Source organism: Shewanella oncorhynchi (genome assembly GCF_012584455.1).
GTDB classification, from domain to species: domain Bacteria; phylum Pseudomonadota; class Gammaproteobacteria; order Enterobacterales; family Shewanellaceae; genus Shewanella; species Shewanella oncorhynchi.
Map to the genome: position 1 here is coordinate 452,550 of NZ_JABAEB010000002.1, position 19,048 is coordinate 471,597.

At 41.6% G+C, this 19,048-nt stretch carries 15 protein-coding genes; 5 read left to right on the top strand and 10 right to left on the bottom strand.

The window, feature by feature from the left end:
* Nucleotides 1-211: 211 nt before the first annotated feature.
* From HGO26_RS04225 to HGO26_RS04235, 3 genes are read right to left on the bottom strand one after another with little or no spacing between them, the layout of a single operon-like run.
* On the bottom strand, nt 212-3,010 hold the full coding sequence (locus HGO26_RS04225; RefSeq protein ID WP_168823517.1) for a family 20 glycosylhydrolase: 2,799 nt from the start codon (nt 3,008-3,010) through the stop codon (nt 212-214).
* A gap of 28 nt (nt 3,011-3,038) precedes the next feature.
* The gene (locus HGO26_RS04230; protein WP_168823518.1) at nt 3,039-4,526 is read right to left on the bottom strand and encodes a methyl-accepting chemotaxis protein; all 1,488 of its coding nucleotides are present in this window, start codon (nt 4,524-4,526) and stop codon (nt 3,039-3,041) included.
* A complete protein-coding gene (locus HGO26_RS04235; protein ID WP_131525463.1) occupies nt 4,526-5,539 on the bottom strand; it encodes a substrate-binding periplasmic protein in 1,014 nt (337 codons plus the stop codon). Before HGO26_RS04235 ends, HGO26_RS04230 begins: the two co-directional genes overlap by 1 nt.
* 495 nt (nt 5,540-6,034) lie before the next feature.
* On the opposite strand from HGO26_RS04235, the gene HGO26_RS04240 reads away from it, so the two are divergent.
* Both HGO26_RS04240 and HGO26_RS04245 read left to right on the top strand, forming a co-directional pair.
* Nucleotides 6,035-6,952, top strand: a complete 918-nt coding sequence (locus HGO26_RS04240) for a sulfite exporter TauE/SafE family protein (RefSeq protein WP_168823520.1) — start codon at nt 6,035-6,037, stop codon at nt 6,950-6,952.
* 14 nt (nt 6,953-6,966) lie between these two features.
* Nucleotides 6,967-8,493 carry a tryptophan halogenase family protein gene (locus tag HGO26_RS04245; RefSeq protein ID WP_168823522.1) on the top strand — a complete coding sequence of 509 codons (1,527 nt, stop codon included), beginning with the start codon at nt 6,967-6,969 and terminating at the stop codon, nt 8,491-8,493.
* A 54-nt stretch (nt 8,494-8,547) separates the two neighbouring features.
* Here HGO26_RS04245 and HGO26_RS04250 read toward each other — a convergent pair whose 3' ends face one another.
* The 3 genes from HGO26_RS04250 to HGO26_RS04260 form a co-directional block, all read right to left on the bottom strand.
* Nucleotides 8,548-10,089: a tryptophan halogenase family protein gene (locus HGO26_RS04250; RefSeq protein WP_168823524.1), complete on the bottom strand. Its 1,542-nt coding sequence runs from the start codon at nt 10,087-10,089 to the stop codon at nt 8,548-8,550.
* A gap of 20 nt (nt 10,090-10,109) precedes the next feature.
* On the bottom strand, nt 10,110-10,814 hold the full coding sequence (locus HGO26_RS04255) for a SapC family protein (protein WP_168823526.1): 705 nt from the start codon (nt 10,812-10,814) through the stop codon (nt 10,110-10,112).
* A 96-nt stretch (nt 10,815-10,910) separates the two neighbouring features.
* Nucleotides 10,911-13,589 carry a TonB-dependent receptor gene (locus HGO26_RS04260; RefSeq protein WP_168823529.1) on the bottom strand — a complete coding sequence of 893 codons (2,679 nt, stop codon included), beginning with the start codon at nt 13,587-13,589 and terminating at the stop codon, nt 10,911-10,913.
* Between the two features lie 388 nt (nt 13,590-13,977).
* On the opposite strand from HGO26_RS04260, the gene HGO26_RS04265 reads away from it, so the two are divergent.
* Nucleotides 13,978-14,994, top strand: a complete 1,017-nt coding sequence (locus tag HGO26_RS04265; RefSeq protein WP_131525952.1) for a LacI family DNA-binding transcriptional regulator — start codon at nt 13,978-13,980, stop codon at nt 14,992-14,994.
* A gap of 48 nt (nt 14,995-15,042) precedes the next feature.
* Here HGO26_RS04265 and HGO26_RS04270 read toward each other — a convergent pair whose 3' ends face one another.
* Complete coding sequence (locus HGO26_RS04270; protein ID WP_028760910.1) at nt 15,043-16,332, bottom strand: NAD(P)/FAD-dependent oxidoreductase; 1,290 nt, start codon at nt 16,330-16,332, stop codon at nt 15,043-15,045.
* A gap of 196 nt (nt 16,333-16,528) precedes the next feature.
* Nucleotides 16,529-16,867, bottom strand: a complete 339-nt coding sequence (gene glnB, locus HGO26_RS04275) for a nitrogen regulatory protein P-II (RefSeq protein ID WP_028760911.1) — start codon at nt 16,865-16,867, stop codon at nt 16,529-16,531.
* A 241-nt stretch (nt 16,868-17,108) separates the two neighbouring features.
* Here glnB and HGO26_RS04280 point away from each other — a divergent pair, with 241 nt between their 5' ends.
* Together HGO26_RS04280 and HGO26_RS04285 are read left to right on the top strand one after the other, a co-directional pair.
* Nucleotides 17,109-17,621 carry a GspH/FimT family pseudopilin gene (locus HGO26_RS04280; RefSeq protein WP_168823531.1) on the top strand — a complete coding sequence of 171 codons (513 nt, stop codon included), beginning with the start codon at nt 17,109-17,111 and terminating at the stop codon, nt 17,619-17,621.
* Between the two features lie 143 nt (nt 17,622-17,764).
* Nucleotides 17,765-18,259 (top strand): GspH/FimT family pseudopilin, encoded by a 495-nt coding sequence (locus HGO26_RS04285; protein ID WP_028760913.1) that lies wholly within the window; start codon nt 17,765-17,767, stop codon nt 18,257-18,259.
* Nucleotides 18,260-18,350: 91 nt separating this feature from the next.
* On the opposite strand, the gene HGO26_RS04290 is transcribed toward HGO26_RS04285, so the two are convergent.
* Together HGO26_RS04290 and HGO26_RS04295 are read right to left on the bottom strand one after the other, a co-directional pair.
* Nucleotides 18,351-18,656: a TapY2 family type IVa secretion system protein gene (locus HGO26_RS04290; protein WP_113941310.1), complete on the bottom strand. Its 306-nt coding sequence runs from the start codon at nt 18,654-18,656 to the stop codon at nt 18,351-18,353.
* Entirely contained in the window at nt 18,653-19,045 is a 393-nt protein-coding gene (locus HGO26_RS04295; protein ID WP_028760915.1) for a type IV pilin protein, read from the bottom strand. Before HGO26_RS04295 ends, HGO26_RS04290 begins: the two co-directional genes overlap by 4 nt.
* Between the last annotated feature and the right edge of the window lie 3 nt (nt 19,046-19,048).

The following is a 19,048-nucleotide window of genomic DNA, read 5'->3' on the forward strand; positions in this document are numbered from 1 at the left end:
TCACCTATCAATGCAGCGCTACCGTTGCTTATTATTTGCCGTTAATACAGCGCTCAACTTTAGTTAACTCAATGTTACAGTAAAAATGACAGCGTTGTCATTTACTTTTTTAAGTGATTTATGATCTAAAATCAAATTTAGGCAATCACTGACACAGAAAAACAAAAAGGCTGTATTTTATCTTTAAAATACAGCCAGATATAAAAACGATTTAGTTAACGATTAAACTTCGGCCTTTACGAATACCATCGGCCGCAATGGCACGGATCTCAATCGGTGCAGTGACCGCCAATCCCGCTTGATAAGCTTGCCATTGGCCATTGAGGCTACGGTATTCGAGTTTAAGGCCGGGATAGGCGATATTAGCAAACAGTTTACCGTCACGGATCTCGGCGCCAACCGTCGGTACGCGATAATCAATCCCCGCTTTATCTAGCTTGATAAACTCTTTATGGCCCAAGGTATTCGAAAGTTGTTGCCACTCCTTTGCCTGTGCATCACGCATGGCTAAGGTAAAAGCCCCAGAGCTTTGGTTATACACAGCGCCTTGATACTGATAAGGCACTTCCCACGCAGCTTGATGCCAAGCACGCTCAGCCAGCATCAACAAACGCGGAAACACCATGTATTCAATCGTATCGTCACTGCGAATCGACTCACTCCAAACCTGCCCTTGCAAGCCAGTAAAGGGTTTGCCTTTCTCCCTTGGACCCGAGACTTTGTTACCCGCCTCATCAAGTTTTATTCTGTCATCCGCTTCGAATGGCTGATTTTCAATATCGGTCCATTGCTCGGCGTTAGCGGCTAAATTATCAGGCATAAAGCTAAAGACTTTATGGCTATTGGTCGCGCGGCTCGCCCAGTAATAGCCATGCTCTTTAGGATCGGCCTCATAGGGGAAGTCAAAGTACAATACCTCAGGATTAGAAAGTACGGTTTCCCAGCCGAGATTCGCCTGCTGATTGGCGCGCGAATGACCTTTGTGGGCAATCACATCCCAAATATTAGACTGCACCTTAGCGGGCATTTTATCAGGGCGAACATGGCTCATACCATCGCTCCATCCTGCTGCTTCAATGCCTTTTGCCGCTAACATAGTCGAAATTCGTTCAATAAAATAAGCGCCTAAGTCATCTATCGACTTAACACCTTTATCGTTATTGGCGACAAATCCTAAACATTGGGGTGATTGTTTCCAAGCTCCCGCCGTTTCATCGGCACCAATGTGGTAACGCGTCAATGGTTGACCCGCGGCTTGGTGTAACTTGGCTATTTCATCAATCACTTTATCGACAAACTGATAGGTCGATTCCATGCACACGTTAAGCGTATTGTCGTCGTAATATTGCACTGAAGAATAAACCGTTTTGTCGTTTGCATCGGATAACAAATATTGCTCAGCTGCAGTGGTTTGCCCTTCAGCTTGCAATTGACGATCGCCCGCATCTAACGCTTTTACCGCTGTGCTGGCTTGATTTGCCGTTTCCTGCACAGGGACAACCTGCACTTTGCCCGTGTTTTGAAGCTCTACGTCTTCAGCCTGTAATCGACGAAAACGCGCATCCATCGCTTTAATCGCGGCGCGGCTATGACCCGGCATATCCATTGATGGGATCACTTGAATTTGACGCGCCTCAGCATATTTCACTATGTCGATATAATCTTGTTTAGTGTAATAGCCATTGACACTAGTATCGCCAAACGGTCCACTGCCTAACTGCGGTAATAAGCAGGAATTTTCATCTAAATCATGGCAACGTTTACTGCCAATGTCGGTTAATTCAGGCAGACCATCGATTTCTAAACGCCAACCTTCATCGTCAGCCATGTGTAAATGCAGTTTATTGAGCTTATAAGCCGCCATTTGGTCGAGCAAATCCAGCAACAATTGTTTGCTGTGGAAATTACGTGCCACATCAATATGCATACCACGGAACGGATAACGTGGGCTGTCTTCAATGGTCATGGCATTCACTTTCAGCGAATTCACATCCACAAGGCTTGCTAATGATGACAAACCGTAAGAGAAGCCCGCCGAATCATTGGCAGCGATCACAATTTCAGTTGGCTGAATATCTAAGCGATAACGACCCTCATCCCCTTTTTGGCTGGCAAATTTCACGATAATGCCACTCGCAGATTCAGCCACACCCAGGCGAGCTAAACGTGCCACCGCTGCCGCAACTTGACTCTTTTGCTCTGGGTTATCTTGCTGATATTCGAGCTTAATACCACCAGCAAGGGATACTGGTGTATCAGTTGAATGGATCTTCACCTTTTGTGGCGTTGGGATAATGGTATCCACAGCCAAGGCGGCATCTTCACTCACGCTTTGATTGGCTTTAAATAATTGCGCGGCATCGGCTGGCGCGAGTTTATCCGTTTCAGTGCGTTGATATTGGGTTTTAAAATTCGTAAACCCTTCAACATACGGACGCGTCTCTAAACCCGTTTCGGCATCTTTACCCACTTGAGTGCTGGCGATAATGACGGGTTCTAATCCTTTTGCTGCGAGGTAATAGTTTGGCATAGCGTCGGTTTCAGCCAATTGCCACGGCTCACCACGGAACGTCAGTTGCTTTTTCTCGCCTTTAACAAATCCCTTAAAAGCAGCCGTTGGCGTAATACGATGTAAATCGCCTTTAACGTGCGTTATCGTCAATTCACCGCTTTCAACCGATTGCACTGGGCGCATTTGGCTTAAATAAATTTCCCAATCTTGGCTGGCTAAATCCATACCGGGCACGAAATCAATTTGAGCGACAAAACAGCGACCATCGGCTTTATCTTTTAAGCACTTATCGTCTGGCACATTGGTCACAACACGATAAGTTACGACTAACGAATCCCCGAGTTGTTGTAACTGCGCTTGAGTTAATGCGTCCTGAGCTTGCTGTGTTTGAGCTACAGCCTTATCGGCTGACGCTGCGGAAGGCGTCACAGGCGCCTCGGAACAAGCCGCTAATCCTAAAGCCAGTAAAATGGCGCTTGCTGAAAGTGTTTTATTCATGATTATCCTTATCTAGCTCCAGAAATGGCTACAATCTGAAGGAAGTTACTAACGTCCGCAGTCTTTCCCCTTGGTGAAACAGTCGCTCGCTCGAGTGCGCTAAGTGCTCGCTATCGAGTGAGGCTGAACCTGAGACATTGGCAAGATCATTTAACGTACGAGAAATCGCTTCGGTGACGCAGGTTTGCTCCTGTGCCGCATGGGAAACTTCGATGTTCATATTACTGATATTTGAGACTAAATCAGTCACTTTAGTGAGTACTAACTTAATTTCTTCCGAGCGGTTAACGCCCTGAGTTGAGAGGGCTTGGCTCGCTTTCATCACAGTGACTGTTTCGGCCACTCGGCTCTGGACCTGCTGGATCATCTTCTGGATCTCACCAGTTGCCTGTTGGGTTCGGCTCGCCAGCGTACGCACTTCGTCGGCAACCACAGCAAAACCGCGCCCTTGTTCACCCGCCCTCGCCGCTTCAATCGCAGCATTAAGCGCCAGTAAGTTGGTCTGTTCAGCAATACTGTTGATGACTACAACGACTTCATCAATCTTTTGCGTTTCTTGCTGTAACTGTGAAACGAACAATGCCGAGCGAGCTAATTCAGATGCCAGTTTACGAGTAATGTCTAATCCCGAATCGAACTGACGCTGACTGTCATCGACCGCTTTATCGGCCTGACTCGCCGCGTCCGCGGTGCGTTTCGCATTAATGGCGACTTCATTGGCACTGGCGCTCAGCTGAGTTACAGCCGTCACTGCCGCCTCGGTTTCTTTTAATTGGGTTTGCACGCGATCATTATTGGTTTGCGACAGTGACCCCAGCGCTTTGGCATCACCCAGTAATTGCCCTGAGGTTTCGTGCACTCTGGAAATCGTGCCGTGAATTTGCTCAACAAAACCATTAAATGCCTTGGCAAGCTGACCAATCTCATCCTGACTCTCAACGGGTAATCTGTGGCATAAATCGCCGTCACCGCTGGCAATTTCTTCCATAGCACGGACCACATTCCCAAGTGGATTAATCACTAAACGTTTAAGAATAATGAAGATAACAAATAAACTGCCACCGAGAATTAACAACGCCTGCAAGAAATAACCTAAGAGTAAATCTGACAACTGAGCGCGAATAGGCAACATAGAAAACTGAATAGCCAATTGGCCCGTTGGGTTACCTTGATCAGCAAATTGAATTTCACGTTTCACTAGATACTCATCGGCCACTGTTTGAGCCTGTTGACTCTCGGCTAACACTTTACCGCGATGGTCACTCACGACAATATGATAAATTTGCGCAGATTTAAGCATCACAGATAGCACTGCACGGATCTGCTCATAGTCGTAGGTGAAGATGGGCTGCGCCATAGTGACTTGCAAATTGGCGACGGTATTTTCTTCGAACTCAGTTTCACTGGCGGCCAATTTATCGCTCGCCAACCAGTAAGATGCACCGAACAGAACGCTAACAATCATAAAAATCGCTGCCGCTAATCCAATCTGTACTTTTAAGGCTAATGTTTTCATTATTTTGCACCTTGCATACTAAAAAGATCTAACCATAATTCTGTGCGTTCTATTGGTGTTAATGGACTTAAATCAGGTGTATCAAGACGGATAATCACCCTTTGTTCAAACTTAGCCTCACGGTACAGCTGCTCAATTTTAAGCTCGCGATTAAACATCTCATCAAAAGAGCCGTCGCTTACCATACTTTCAAGCCCGGCTAAAATGGCCGCAGCAAGTTCGGGGCGCTTAGGGGAAACAAAGAAATAAGCTGGCGAGCGATATTGCAGCAGGATATGGCTATCGACCTTAAGTGCGGGATCGGGGTGATTTGCGAGTTCTTCGCCAATTTCCTGGGCGCCGAGGGCAAGATAATCGAAACGCCCGCCTTCTAACATGGGGTATAAATTGGTGTACTGATAGCTAGTGACGACGGGTAATCCATTGGCTTCTAAAATCGTGGCATCGGGCCAATAACGATTTTGCCCCGCCTTTAACTGCCTAAAATCCGCCATGGTTTTCACATTAGCAAATCGTGCCTCATCCGATTTACGGATAATCAGCAGCCGATTACCGAGTAACCCTTTAAACAATGGAATGCGCACGGGAAGCACTGTTTCTTCCAATTCTTTTGAGGTCATGCTCCAAAACACGTCGACAGTCCCAGCGAGTGCTTCTTCAACCTTGCGCTTTTGATTCATTTGAGTCGACATTTCTTGCGCTTGATAACCCGAATCCGAGCGCCGCAGTGCTTCATCAAGTAACTTTAGCAACCATTCCTGCTGTATCGCGGTGGTGATTGTTTTTGAAACCTGTGCAGACGATTTAGACACATCAGAATTTGAAGCTAAATTATTTGTGGCTGTGTCGGCAGCAAATACAGCAAAAGAGGAAAATGCCGAAAAAAACGCTAATGCTATTATAAACAGGGGGATGCAAACCGTTCTTCTTGTCATGATGAGTGCGACATGGCCAATGACACTCGACATGCCAATTGCAATGACACGCATCGCAGCCGTTAAATGAATCGCCATAAATTGCAGCCTCTTTTATTATCTGGTTTATACCAGTGAGTTTTATTTATCTATGCCGCTAACGTTCAAGTGCTGAGGTAGGCAGTTGAGTAATACCGTAAAAACATCCTAAAAAAATGGCTGGGCACTGCTTACAGTACCCAGCCCACGCTAGTTTCTGGGGAGAGACTATCAAAATATCAAAGACAAACGTATCGCCGCCCGACAGCAATACTCCTGCCAAACACATGATAAGGAGACCTCATCCTCTCATGCAGACCTTACAAACAACGCGTCACACAAGCAGATGACAGCGCTGTCATTATTAAAGTACACAAGAAAGAACAGGATTTCTACATTTTTTTGACAATTATTGTTATTTTTTATGAATAGACATAATTAATGCAAATTATTCAAATACTTAAAATGTTTATTTTATTTATTCAAGCTTATGTGACAACGCTGTCTTTCATTGATAACATAGCGATAACATGACAAAGATCACGGTAGCTATTGATGAATCCCATTAACACACTTGTGCCCAATAATACCCAGCCTGCTCCGCGCTTAAATCGATATTACCTAAATCTCAGTTTGATATTACTACTCTGTGGAGCTTGGTTATTTTGGGCGAGCCATTTTCATTCGCTATTTGATCTTATCCAAGAATATGGACGCTTCGTTTTTCTAGGAATCACAGGAGCGATATTTGCAAACTCGACAGGAGCTGGCGGTGGAGTCATCTTTATTCCGGTATTTTCGAGCCTCAACTTTAGTGAGTCTCAAAGTGTTGCGACTTCATTTATGATCCAATGCTTTGGCATGACAGCAGGCGCAATTTCATGGTCACTGCATTATAAAAAGCACCACCGAGAAGATGATGCATGGTCTGGTTTTGTAAAAGCATCATTACTTACCGCCTTCTTTTCTGTCTTAGGTTTCTGGAGTAGCCAATTACTACAACTCAATTCGCCCTCTTCGCTACACACCAGCTTTAGCATTTTCTCGATAGTGCTTGGTATCGCCATCATTATCAGTAGCAAAAGTAGCACACAAATCACTCGCTCTATAATGCCGGTCGATTTTCTTTGGCTCGCTCTCATTGGCTATTTCGGCGGTATTATCACAGCTTGGTTATCGGTAGGCGTCGGTGAATTAGTCGTCATTTATCTCATGCTAAGGGGACTATGCGCCAAAATGGCGGTCGCCACTGGCGTTGTTGTTTCTGCGATTACAGTCTGGTCAGCAAGCCCTATCCATATTTTTTCAACAAATAGCCATGCCCTCTTTGAGCTAGTGTTATTCGCAGGCCCTGGCGCCATTATCGGAGGATTACTCGCTCGTAAATTAGCGCTCTTTCTCCCAGTAAAAGTATTAAAACTCTTTTTCTCCATTTGGATCATTTTGACGGGTAGCGTCATGTTGGCGAGTTAATAGGAAACATTAAGATGAATAATTCTCCGCTAAAAAGTATCACGATTGTCGGTGGCGGTAGCACAGGCTGGATGACGGCTCTCTACTTGAGTAAGTTATATAACCATTCGTCTAATATCATTGATATTAGACTTATCGAAAGTAAAGAAATTGGTATTATTGGCGTTGGTGAAGCTACCGTTCATAGTCTACGATTCTTCTTTGCAGCTATGGGATTAGATGAAAATGAACTACTTAGAGAAACAAACGCAACATTAAAGACTGGCATATTATTTCGTAACTGGATGAAACCAGTCGATGGTAAAATGCATGAATATTTCCATCCATTTGAGCAACAAAAACCATCTGGGAAAATTGATAATGCAAGTGCTTGGATTTTAAATAATCAGATTAATGAATCAAACATCACTCCCTTTGCTGAAGCAACAAGTCTTTCATTTAGCTTAATGCAAAATAACTTAAGTCCTAAAACGCAATACTTGAATCAATATCAAGGTATTGTCCCCTATGGTTACCACTTAGACGCGACACTTATGGCGGCCTTTTTAAAGCGCAAAGCCACCCAAGCAGGGGTAGATCATGTTGAAGCAAATGTAACGGACGTTCTGGTTAATGATGGCAACATCATAGAGGTTGTAACTGATCAAGGCTCATTCAAGAGTGACATATTTATAGACTGTACAGGCTTTAAAGGGCTTTTAATTCAAAGCCTAAAGAATGATAACTGGCAATCATTCGAAACCGAATTACCTTGCAATAAAGCCGTTGCAATGCAGCGGGAATATCTGCCTCACCAGCTACCTAGAGCCTATACGACAGCAACAGCGCTTAGTCATGGTTGGGCTTGGGAAATTGACCTAACGAATCGTCAAGGAACGGGTTATGTCTACGATGGACGTAGTCTAACGAGGGAGCAAGCTGAGGCTGAATTAAAAGCTTATCTTGGCGATGAACAAGAGATCATAAGAACTGTTCACTTAGATATGAAGATAGGTTGTAGACGTGAATTTTGGGTTGGAAATTGTATTGCAATGGGGCTCGCAGGTGGATTTATTGAACCCTTAGAATCGACAGGCTTGCATCTTATAAACTTAGGAGCAAGATTGCTAGCGACGCATTTAACTTCATCTAATCCCTCCCAAGCGATAAGGACGTCATATAATATCGCAATGAACGGATTGTATACCGATCTTAGACAATTTATCGTACTTCATTACTGTTTAACTGATAGAGATGATAATGAATTCTGGCAAAAAGCAGCACAAAGCTCAGTATTCATCCCTGCTCTAGAACAAAAAATGACACTATGGAAAGACAAAGTTTGTGAGTATGTCGATCTTGCTAATGGATATAGTTCAGTTTTTACAGATGAGAATTATCGCTACGTACTTTATGGTATGCAGCATATTCCTGAAATCCATATACCTTGTCCAAAAAATGAAATATCAAGAATACTCGACAACTTAAAAACACAACAGTTTAGAGCAAAAGAGCAATCTTTATCACATCAAGAATTCTTAGCGAAAATTAAAAATATTTAAAATCATAAAGAGCAAGATTAAAAATCTTGCTCTACTTACCATTTAATTCAACCATTAATTAAGTTGGATGCCATACAACTTAATACGTTCAATTAACTCTCTATGGGGTAATAATTGCGATTTGAGTAATGTAACCTGCTTGCCTAATTTCTCGGTCATTACCGTGAAAAGCCTTTTCTCTTCATCATTTAATTTCCTCTCTAATTTTGACTCAAAGTCTGAGCCATAGAGTACATATAAATAATTTTCTAAATTGAAAAATTCTAGCGTAGAAGTAAAGTCATAGGCAGTCGGTATGTGATAGCGCCACAATTCTAAATGTTCTTTTAATGTGTCTGGAATACTTATTTCATTTTTATTATCAACCCAAAATGGCGTATCCATTCGTTTAGCTATGACATAATGAAGTTTGATAAAATCAATCACCCGATTCCAAGCATTCGATACGCGCTGATTATAACGATTAGCCACAAGTGGCATAACGTCAGTATTAGCAGGAAAACATTCGGCTAACATTCTGGCTGTCGCATCAAACATAAGCAGACCAGTCGCTTCTAGAGGTTCAACAAAACCACTCGACAAACCAATCGCCACACAGTTACCTTGCCACGATTTCTCTCTATACCCCACCTTCATCGGTATGTATCGAAACGAGACGTGTTCTGTTGCTTTACCAAGATATTCCCGCAATACACTCTCAGCTTGCTCTATTGATGAATATTGACTGGAATACACATAACCAACACCACGACGTTCAGACAAACCGATATCCCATATCCAGCCAGCCTCTTGTGCTGTTGATTTAGTGAAACAAGGGATAGGCGTATATTTATCTTCATAAGGAAGCTGCACAACTAATGCTGAGTCGACAAACAAAATGTCACTCTTATCAACGAAGGGAACGTTACATGCGCTGCCAATGAGTTGAGCACTAAATCCAGTACAATCAACATACAAGTCCGCAGTCAATATACCAGCGTTATCAGTATGTAACTCTAAGATATTTCCCTGAGCGTCTATTTTTGTATCAATAACTTCTGCAAGTAGATGTTTAACGCCTAACTGTTCAACACCAAATTTGGTCAACATCTTGGTAAACTTTGCTGCATCGAGATGATACGCGTAATGCATAGCCCCTCGATATTGAGGCAGTGTCATCGCTTTAGGACCAAATCCCGCATCAATCAAATGACCTTGAACTGACACAAGATCAGCGTAGCGGCCTCTATCTGAAAGAGATTTATTGAGCCAAGTTGAAGTGAAATCTTTAAAGTAGGGATAATCAAATAAATGGTGATAGTACTCCCCTGAATTGGGTTTATTCCAATCAATGAATTTAACACTCTGCTTAAATGTTACATCACAGCAACGAATAAACTCATCTTCTCGAATACCCAAATACTTTAATGTTTCGCGTAACATAGGCACTGTCCCTTCACCAACGCCTATAGTAGGAATGTTCGGGGACTCAACTAACATAACTTGTATTTTAGGTGTTCTAGCATTCAACTTTTTAGCTAAATGGCAGGCAGAAATCCAACCTGCAGTTCCGCCACCAACAATGACGACACTCTTTATTTCTTTTATTGAAGTCATGACCTATGCCTGCTGATTACTTAAACGCTCAACTCGATTTCTTCTTTCGCTAGGCGATTAATTTGATGTAATGAGTTCAAATGGCTGTAAATTGGAGCTAAAAGGCCTCGTTGCTTGATATCTAAGAACTCATCTGAGCTGAGTTGATTTAACTTAGCTTCGTCGATGAAATAGATACCATTTATGCTGCGTTTTTCGCCTTTGATGTCAACGGTAAGACTTTGGGGAGAAAATAATTCTTTTTGAGCAAAAAATGCAATAATTGCCTTACTCATTTGCTCTTGTTCGAAGTTTTTTATAATACTGTCTTTACGCAATCTTAAAAACGCAGTTTCCTCTCCACCTTCAAACAATGCATTTCCCTTATCAGTGCTCACATGAGCGCTTTCTTCTCGTATCCCCACCCATACTTTATCCTGCTGTTCAGCACTCAACATTAAACCAAACGGATAGTTTTTAAGTATATTTGGAATATACAGCCCTAACCATTTACCATCTTTTTGCTTCAAATTCTGTCCAGGTTTTAATCCAAGCATAATTACGGACTGATATTCTCCTGTTTCACTATTTTTAACAAAAACAACAGGAGCATCTACAGCAGCAAAAGCAAACTCATAAATTGAAATGGGTAGTAAGTGTTGCGCAGCAACATGTTCATAAGTGGTAGGAGTCACTTTCAGGTGCGCATGTTTTGCTGAGTCAAGTGGGGTGATTGAATTAGTCATATGAGCTCCTTGAGGGCTTCTTCTGATTGAATATTATTGAGATATAAAAAAAGGGAGCAAGCTCCCTTTTTCATTTATACATGAGTTAAATCGAGATTAAAATCGTACGCTAGCGCCTAATGTAATTCGGCGGGCCATGTTGTATTCAAATACAGGGAAGCCATCTGTAAAACCACTTAGATTAGATTGGAACTGATTGTTACCAAACTGACGTGAACCTTCTTCTAACAGGTTATTACCATCAAGTTTAATATCCATATAATCAGTAACATGCCAAATTGCACTCAAGTCCAAGCTACCAAATGCATCGTGTAAACGATTACCGTATGAACCAGTTTCACGGATCATATATTCACTACGCCAGTTATATGCTAAACGAACTTGGAACAAATCGTTTTCAAAATAACCAGTTAAGTTATATGAGTGCTTTGAACTATCGCTTAAGAACGGGTTGCGATCTGTATATGTATTTGGGCTAGTTTCACTATCAGTATAAGTGTAGTTAACAATTGAGCCGAAGCCGTTCCCAAAGTCTTGTTGATATTGCAGCTCTAAACCTTGGATTGTCGCCGATTCGCCATTGGCTTTCTCTTGCACAGTCCAACCACCAGCAACTTCATCAGGTTTTAACGTGCCAGTAAATGGGATATCGGCGCTATCTGCATGGTACTCACTAAAGGTTACGAAGTTTTTAACATCCTTCATAAACAAAGCCGCAGAAAGTAATGACTCTTCATTGAAATACCATTCAATGCCTAAGTCTATTTGATTAGCAATAAATGGTTTTAACCCGATATTACCAACAACCCATTTTTGGTTATTAGGCACATCATCATTTGCACCTAAAACGTTAGGGTTAACATACATGTCATCATACTGTGGACGAGCCATAACTCGAGCCGCTGATGCGCGCAATATGAGATCAGGTGCTAAGTCGAATGCTACGTTTAAGCTTGGTAACCATTCCCCATAATTAGCTGAAGCATCGGCTTTCTTACCATCAACATAGTACGTTGAGGTCGCTTCAGTACCCGCATAACGCACACCAAAGTTACCGCGTACACCTTCTGATGCAAAGTTAGCCATCACATAAGCAGCATAGTTATCTTCATCAATTTCACGGTATGAACCAAAATCTTCAGTCTCACCGATGATGCTCGATTTAGCCCAATCTTTTAGTGCATCTGGATCAAAACGAATAATATCGTATTCACTCGTACCTACAGCAAAAGTACCAGTATTTAAGCCTGCTGTTGATATGACAGGATTAAAGTCATCGGCTTGTACAAAGTCAAAACGTCGACTAGTTGTATTATGCTTCGCATATTTCAGACCCGTTTTAATGGCATTAACCACACCTAGATCTACATCAAACTTAATATCTGCTTGAATATAAGTTTCATCATCTGTTTTTGGTGTTTTATTAAAGTTACTGCCAGTACCCATTGCAAGCGAACCAGGATCATAAGTAGCTGTATCAAAACCATTTAAATCCCAAGTTTGATGACCATTGGTAAAGTCGTAAGTCGCACCATTTAATGCTGTACCACCCAGACCATCTTCAACAACCATTTCAAAATCGGTACCACCAGTAGAACTTGTATCACCGATTTGAGTCGTAAACTGATATCCATCACCGCTATATTCCATCTTCAAGTCGAAAACTTGAGACTTCATTGTCGCTTCACGAGGACGAGCTTGCCAATATGCTAAGTTAACAGGGCCTGCAACTTGAGAACCTGACTGTGATGCATCTGGCTTATCACCACCACATAAACCGCAGCCACCAATCCATTCCGTGTTATCCCAAGCACCAGAACCAGGAGCACCTGACCATGAAGTGTCAGCTTGCGTAAACCATAATGCGTAGTTGGTGTTGTCCGCGGCCATTTGCATGTCCATCGCGTTAAACACAAAGTTTAATGAATCAGACGGGGCATACTGAAATGTTGCAGCAATAGCTGAACGTTCGCGCTCTTGTTCAAATGCGACAGGGCCAGCACCCCATTCCCAAAAAGCTTCATCGCCTTGACGCTGCAAGCTACGATTTTGCATAACGCCAGAAACTAATACACCAAAAGTTTCATCATCATTCTTCCAGCTACCTAAGCCTGAAAATTGTGGATCTGTTTCACCCGAATCGCTTTGATATTGAGCTTCAGCAGAAGCAAAGAAAGTCATTGAATCCATATCCAATGGCTTACGGGTATTAACTACAACAGTACCACCCACACCACCTTCAGCTAAGTCCGCTTGAGATGATTTATAGACCTCTAAGTTACCAACTAATTCAGATGGTAATAATTCATAGTTAAATGAACGTTTTGCTGGCTCAAGAACAAACCAACCTGTTGAAGCTACGTTTTGTCCATTCAGAGTCGTCAAAGTCAGATCTTGACCCGCACCACGAATTGAAACACCCGCGCCTTCACCAAATTGACGCTGGATCGTGACACCAGGAATACGTTGCAGAGATTCTGCAACGTTTTTATCCGGAAATTTACCAATGTCTTCAGCAGTAATCGCATCCACAGTACTGTCTGAGAAGCGTTTAGCATTTAAGTTAGCTTGCTGGGAAGCGCGAATACCGCGAACTTCAATTTTTTCAATATTATCAGGTGCTGCGGTGGTTGCCACGGCGTCTGCAGCAACAGCGCTGATGGATACAGCACTGCCAAGTAGGATAGCAATATTTGTAGCTAGTACAGTTTTCTTAAAGGTTGATGGTCGCATCTCGTTTCCCTTCCATAACTTTATTATCGTTTTAGTATTCATAACCATTCCCCGAGGAATGACAACGCTGTCATGTCTGGTGCAAACATTACACAATAATTAACAGCCTTGCCACAACAAAATAACGATGGAAGCAAAAAAATGTCATAAAGCAGAATGTTGAATCAGTATTTTTATTAAAAATCATTATAAAACATGAGCTTTAATATTATGACGTAAATTTACAACTCCAAGCATAATTGTAACAATGATAAATTAACGCCAATTTGTAACAATTCAGGATTGCTAAGCACATCAAAAGCTCGCACTATAAGATGTATAAGTCAGAAAAAACTGATAAAAAATGTAAGCTTGTAAATTGCTGGTAAAGAATTTACGTTCATAGAACAGTTAAACCCCTCGCGACCTTAGACAAAGAGTTTTTACATCAATGAAAGTCACTATCAACGACGTAGCTAAATATGCTGGAGTGTCTATCAAGACAGTATCCCGTGTAACCAATAACGAACCTTCAGTGAAGCAGGCCACCGTTGACAAAGTGAACGAGGCGATAAAAGCACTTAACTACCAACCTAATTTAGCAGCAAGAAATCTAGCAGGAACTAAATCCTATGCTATTGGTTTTATTTACGATAATCCAAACGCTTACTATATTATTGATATGCAAAATGGGATTTTGTCAGCCTGTAAAGACAAGGGCTATGAACTTGTCATCCACCCTTGCAATGCCAAATCAGAGACCATATGTGATGAGCTTACAGCACTAGTCAAATATTCTAGGCTCGCTGGATTAGTACTGACACCGCCCTTGTCAGAAGATCCTAAAGTACTCAAAGCACTCACTGAAATTGATGCTAACTATGTGCGCATTATTGCGGGAGAAAAGGACAACGATCAGAATGGGTTGACTATTTTAGTCAACGATAAATTCGGTGCAGTACAAATCACCCAGCATCTGATTGATTTAGGTCACAAGCATATCGCTTTTTTAAGCGGAGATTTACACCATGAATCCACCAAAGAGCGATTACTTGGTTTTAAACAGGCATTAACAATAAACAACCTAAAGCTGAATGAAAACTACATAATTGAAGGGAAGTACTCATTTGAGTCCGGTGTTGATGGTGCTAACAAGCTCATCAAACTAAAAAATCGCCCTACGGCGATTGTTGCTTGTAACGATGAAATTGCCGCTGGTGCACTTTTTGCGGCTCGTTTAGCGGGTTTAGACATACCCGTTGATTTATCAATTGTCGGTTTCGAAGATAGCCCATTCTCACGTCAAACCTGGCCTAAACTTACCACAGTACATCAGCCAAACGCAGAAATAGCTCAGGTTGCTACTGAATTATTAATAGCAAAACGTCGCGAGCAAGATGCCATATATTCTAGAACCTTTACTCCTGAACCTATCATTCGTGACTCGTCGGCAATTCCTAAACAATAAAAAAGAGAGCATATTTGCTCTCTTTCTATCTCCTAAATCACATAGAAATCAATGTAATTTGAGCTTTGGACGCTGCCACTTCAATAACTTTTGTGCCACTCGATACACAATTGCCGAAAACCAACCATAAAGGCTGGCTAAATGCCTCTGATACAAAGAGATATACATCAATCTTGCTATATGGCCTTCAACAAAGAAAGTGCCAGAGCGTAGGTTCCCCATTAAATTGCCTACCGCAGAGAAGCGGCTTAAAGACACTAATGAGCCATAATCTTTATAAATAAAGGCCTTTTCAGGCTTACCTTGTAATCGATTAACGATATTATCAAACAAGGTATCAGCCATCTGAGCTGCTGCTTGCGCCCTTGGTGGAACAGGCTGGCCAGAACTTTGGATCAATAGAGCGCAATCGCCAAGGGCGTAGATATCTTGATGACCTTTCACTCGCATACAATCATCAACTTCTACCTGATTTCGCGGAGTAATGGGCAGTTTTGCAAAATGCTGAAATGCTTTTGGCCCTTTGACACCGGCAGCCCATACTTTTAAGCCTGCTTTAATAACATCGCCATCTTGGGTAATGAAACCATCACGAGTCACTTCTTTAACTTGAACACCGATATGTAAACGTATACCAATCTGATCAAGAACAGCTTGAGCCCTAGCGCTTACACGCTCTGGTAATTGAGGAAGGATTTTGGGTGACGCTTCAATCAAATGCACATCAAGATGATGCTTCGCGATGTTCAGATAACCGTACTCTTTAACAGACTCAATGACATGATGAAGCTCTGCTGCCAATTCAACACCTGTCGCACCCGCACCGACAATACCAATGCTGACTCTTTCTTGCGTTTCATTTAATTGGAGTAAAGCGTCGAGTAATTTATGATGAAATAAATTGGCATTTTCAAGACTGTCTAAGAAAATACAATGCTCATCAGCACCTAATGTATTGAAACTATTAGAAACTCCACCCAATGCAAGCACTAAAAAATCATAATCGATTTGTCGCTGCTCTAAGAGCAACTCGCCTTCATCATTATAGACTGCGGCTAACTGAATCGATTTAGCATCCGGCTCACACTGCTCTATCTCACCACGAATATAGCGATAACCGTTTTTAAGTCCATGATCGCGATAGAGTAAACCTTCAATAGATTGATCTATCACACCAACAGCGACTTCGTGTAATTTAGGCTTCCATATATGAATAGGACTTTTATCAATTAAGCACACATCGACGACATCACTACCGCCCCATTTACGGCCCAACTTCGATGCAAGCGCTAAACCAGCAGCACCACCACCCACGATCACTATTCTTTTTGTAGCCAAAATGACAACCTCATAAAACTCATTTGCGAGGCTAAGTTATACCATGTTACAGATAAGAGATAACTACATTAGTTGAGTAAAACAGGCGATTTTCCATTAAAGATATTTCAGAAACCCAGCAGTACTATTTAGTTTTTCCATATGCTTAGGCAACAAAAAAGGGCAACTAGGCCCTTTAGAATCGTTCGTAAGCAGTTTATACCGCTTCTTCGTTTTCTTCACCCGTTCGAATACGGATAACACGTTCAACATCTGTGACAAAAATTTTGCCATCACCAATTTTGCCAGTACGGGCCGTTTCAACAATGACATCAATTGCTTGGTCGAGCAGATCGTCTTGGATCACTAACTCTATTTTTACTTTTGGCAAAAAATCCACCATATATTCGGCACCACGATACAGCTCTGTATGCCCTTTCTGACGACCAAAACCCTTAACCTCCAGTACCGTCATCCCAGTGATACCAATTTCTGCAAGTGATTCGCGCACATCATCTAACTTAAATGGCTTAATAATGGCTTCAACTTTTTTCATTAAAAATTCCTCATCCCTTGCAATAACATAAACAAACAGAATAACACTAGCTTACACGGGGTTACGTCAATATTGAAGTGAATGTAGTGCTTTACTCATAAAACACAGTTTCTATAAAATCGCTTTTAGCACATAAAAGTCTAAAAAAAGTACTATGAATATTGCCTCAGATTTTATACTTACATTCTAACCAGCACTAACTCGCTCGCGGGATGCAAGCGTAAAATAACAAGGATCTGTTATGAACTTCCATCGAAAAGGCTTTAGCCTGATAGAACTTATCACTACGATATCGATTTCAACAATCTTGTTAACAGTTGGAGCTCCTTCCTTGACCGAGCTCAGCGATCAGATAAGAGCTGATACCAATATTAAAACTATCCAGCAGACACTTCAATTTGCGCGAAATACAGCTGTTAGTTATGGTTATAGGGTCACAGCATGCCCACTCGTAAATGGAAAATGCACTCAAGATTGGCAAAAGGGATTAACAATTTTCATTGATACAGGTGTAGTCGAAAGCTTCGATGCTAACGATAAAATTATTAAGGTCATTGATGAATTCGATTCGAAAGATTTTTTAACATACAATAAAAGTTCGATAAAATTTCAACCTGATGGGTTAGCTTCTGGAAGTAATGGTACTTTCAAGTATTGCCCACGAACAACTGATAGTAAAAACTCCCGTGCAATCGTTGTTAATCAGGCGGGTAGAGTTCGCCTTTCTACCGCAAAAAATATCAATTGCGATTAAATTTAAATATATACTCCCTATTTAAATTTAATTATATAAAAGCAAGAAAATCAATTTATTGGGTATATTGAAAATATAGAATAGATACTGACCATTAGAGTCTCCTCGCATATACTTAGCTAAGTTTTAACGAGGATAGCTACATGTTAATTATTTCAAGAGGATTTACCTTAGTCGAACTGATGGTCACAATTGCCGTAGCAGCAATCCTACTAGCCATAGGGGTTCCATCACTTACGTCGCTATACGAAGGGACACGCAGCGCTAATGAAATACGAAAAATTAGTGATGTGTTTGCTTTTGCAAGAAACCAAGCTGTCAACTATGGCGCAACAGTAACAGTCTGCCCATACGCGGCATCACCATGCGGCACAGACTGGAATAAGGGGTTCAGTGTATATATTGACAATGGAGGTGCCAAGAATGTATTGAAAGTGATCGATAGTTTCAATACACACGATGTAATTTCCCTATCAGGGCCCGCCGATAAAAAAATTGATTTTACACCCGATGGTTTAGTCTCAGTTGAAACATCAATTATCTATTGTTCAAATGGGCAAAGTGACAATTCTAAAAGCATCAACATTAGCACTTCAGGTTTAATAAAAGAGGGCGCAGATGGGAAAAGCTGCACATAAACTATGGGAGACTAAATCTACCGTTCACTACCCTAAAATAATATTATCCTTAAATCGTTCGTTGTTAACATTTAAAAATACATGCTGATGTTTATCTAGGTGTTAACTTATCCAAAACTTGTGCCTTAGTATTAGTAAATTCAGCGTTTAATGCGACACACTCCTCAACACTATAGATGTAATATTTCGATCCATCATTTGATTGGCGAGTAGTACCAACAAGGCTAGCCATTCTCACATTCATTTCACTACTCTTCCAATGATAGAAGGCAATCTCAGCACTTTTCTTTGATGTAATGTAGCATTTGAAGTCTTGTTCGCTGACTGTTGCTCCAGAGTCAGCCCAAACTAAGCTTGGTAAGAAAGCCACCGTTATAAAGAGGTTTATTAATTTCATTTCCAACACTCCGCACTCGGACCTTTTGCCCCAGTATCTGATATTGTTAAAGAAGAGCACGAGGCATCACGGCTAGCCTGAACCCCTTGAGCAACTGCCTTAATCGTAAAGCTTGATTCACCACTTGATGATACAGAGTAATGTTTATGCTCAGTGATATAAGGGTTTGCCCCTACAAGTTTTGTTAAATCAGTAGCATATTTTTTATTATCGAGATAATACTGTTCCTGCAAGTTTGCTATACGCATCAAAGCAGCTAACCCTTCTGATCTTGCACTCTGAGCAATGTATTGCGTATAAGAAGGGTATGCAATCGATGCCAAAATACCAATGATCACGACGGCGATCATCACCTCTATCAGGGTAAAACCTTTAAGTTGAACCTTCATAAA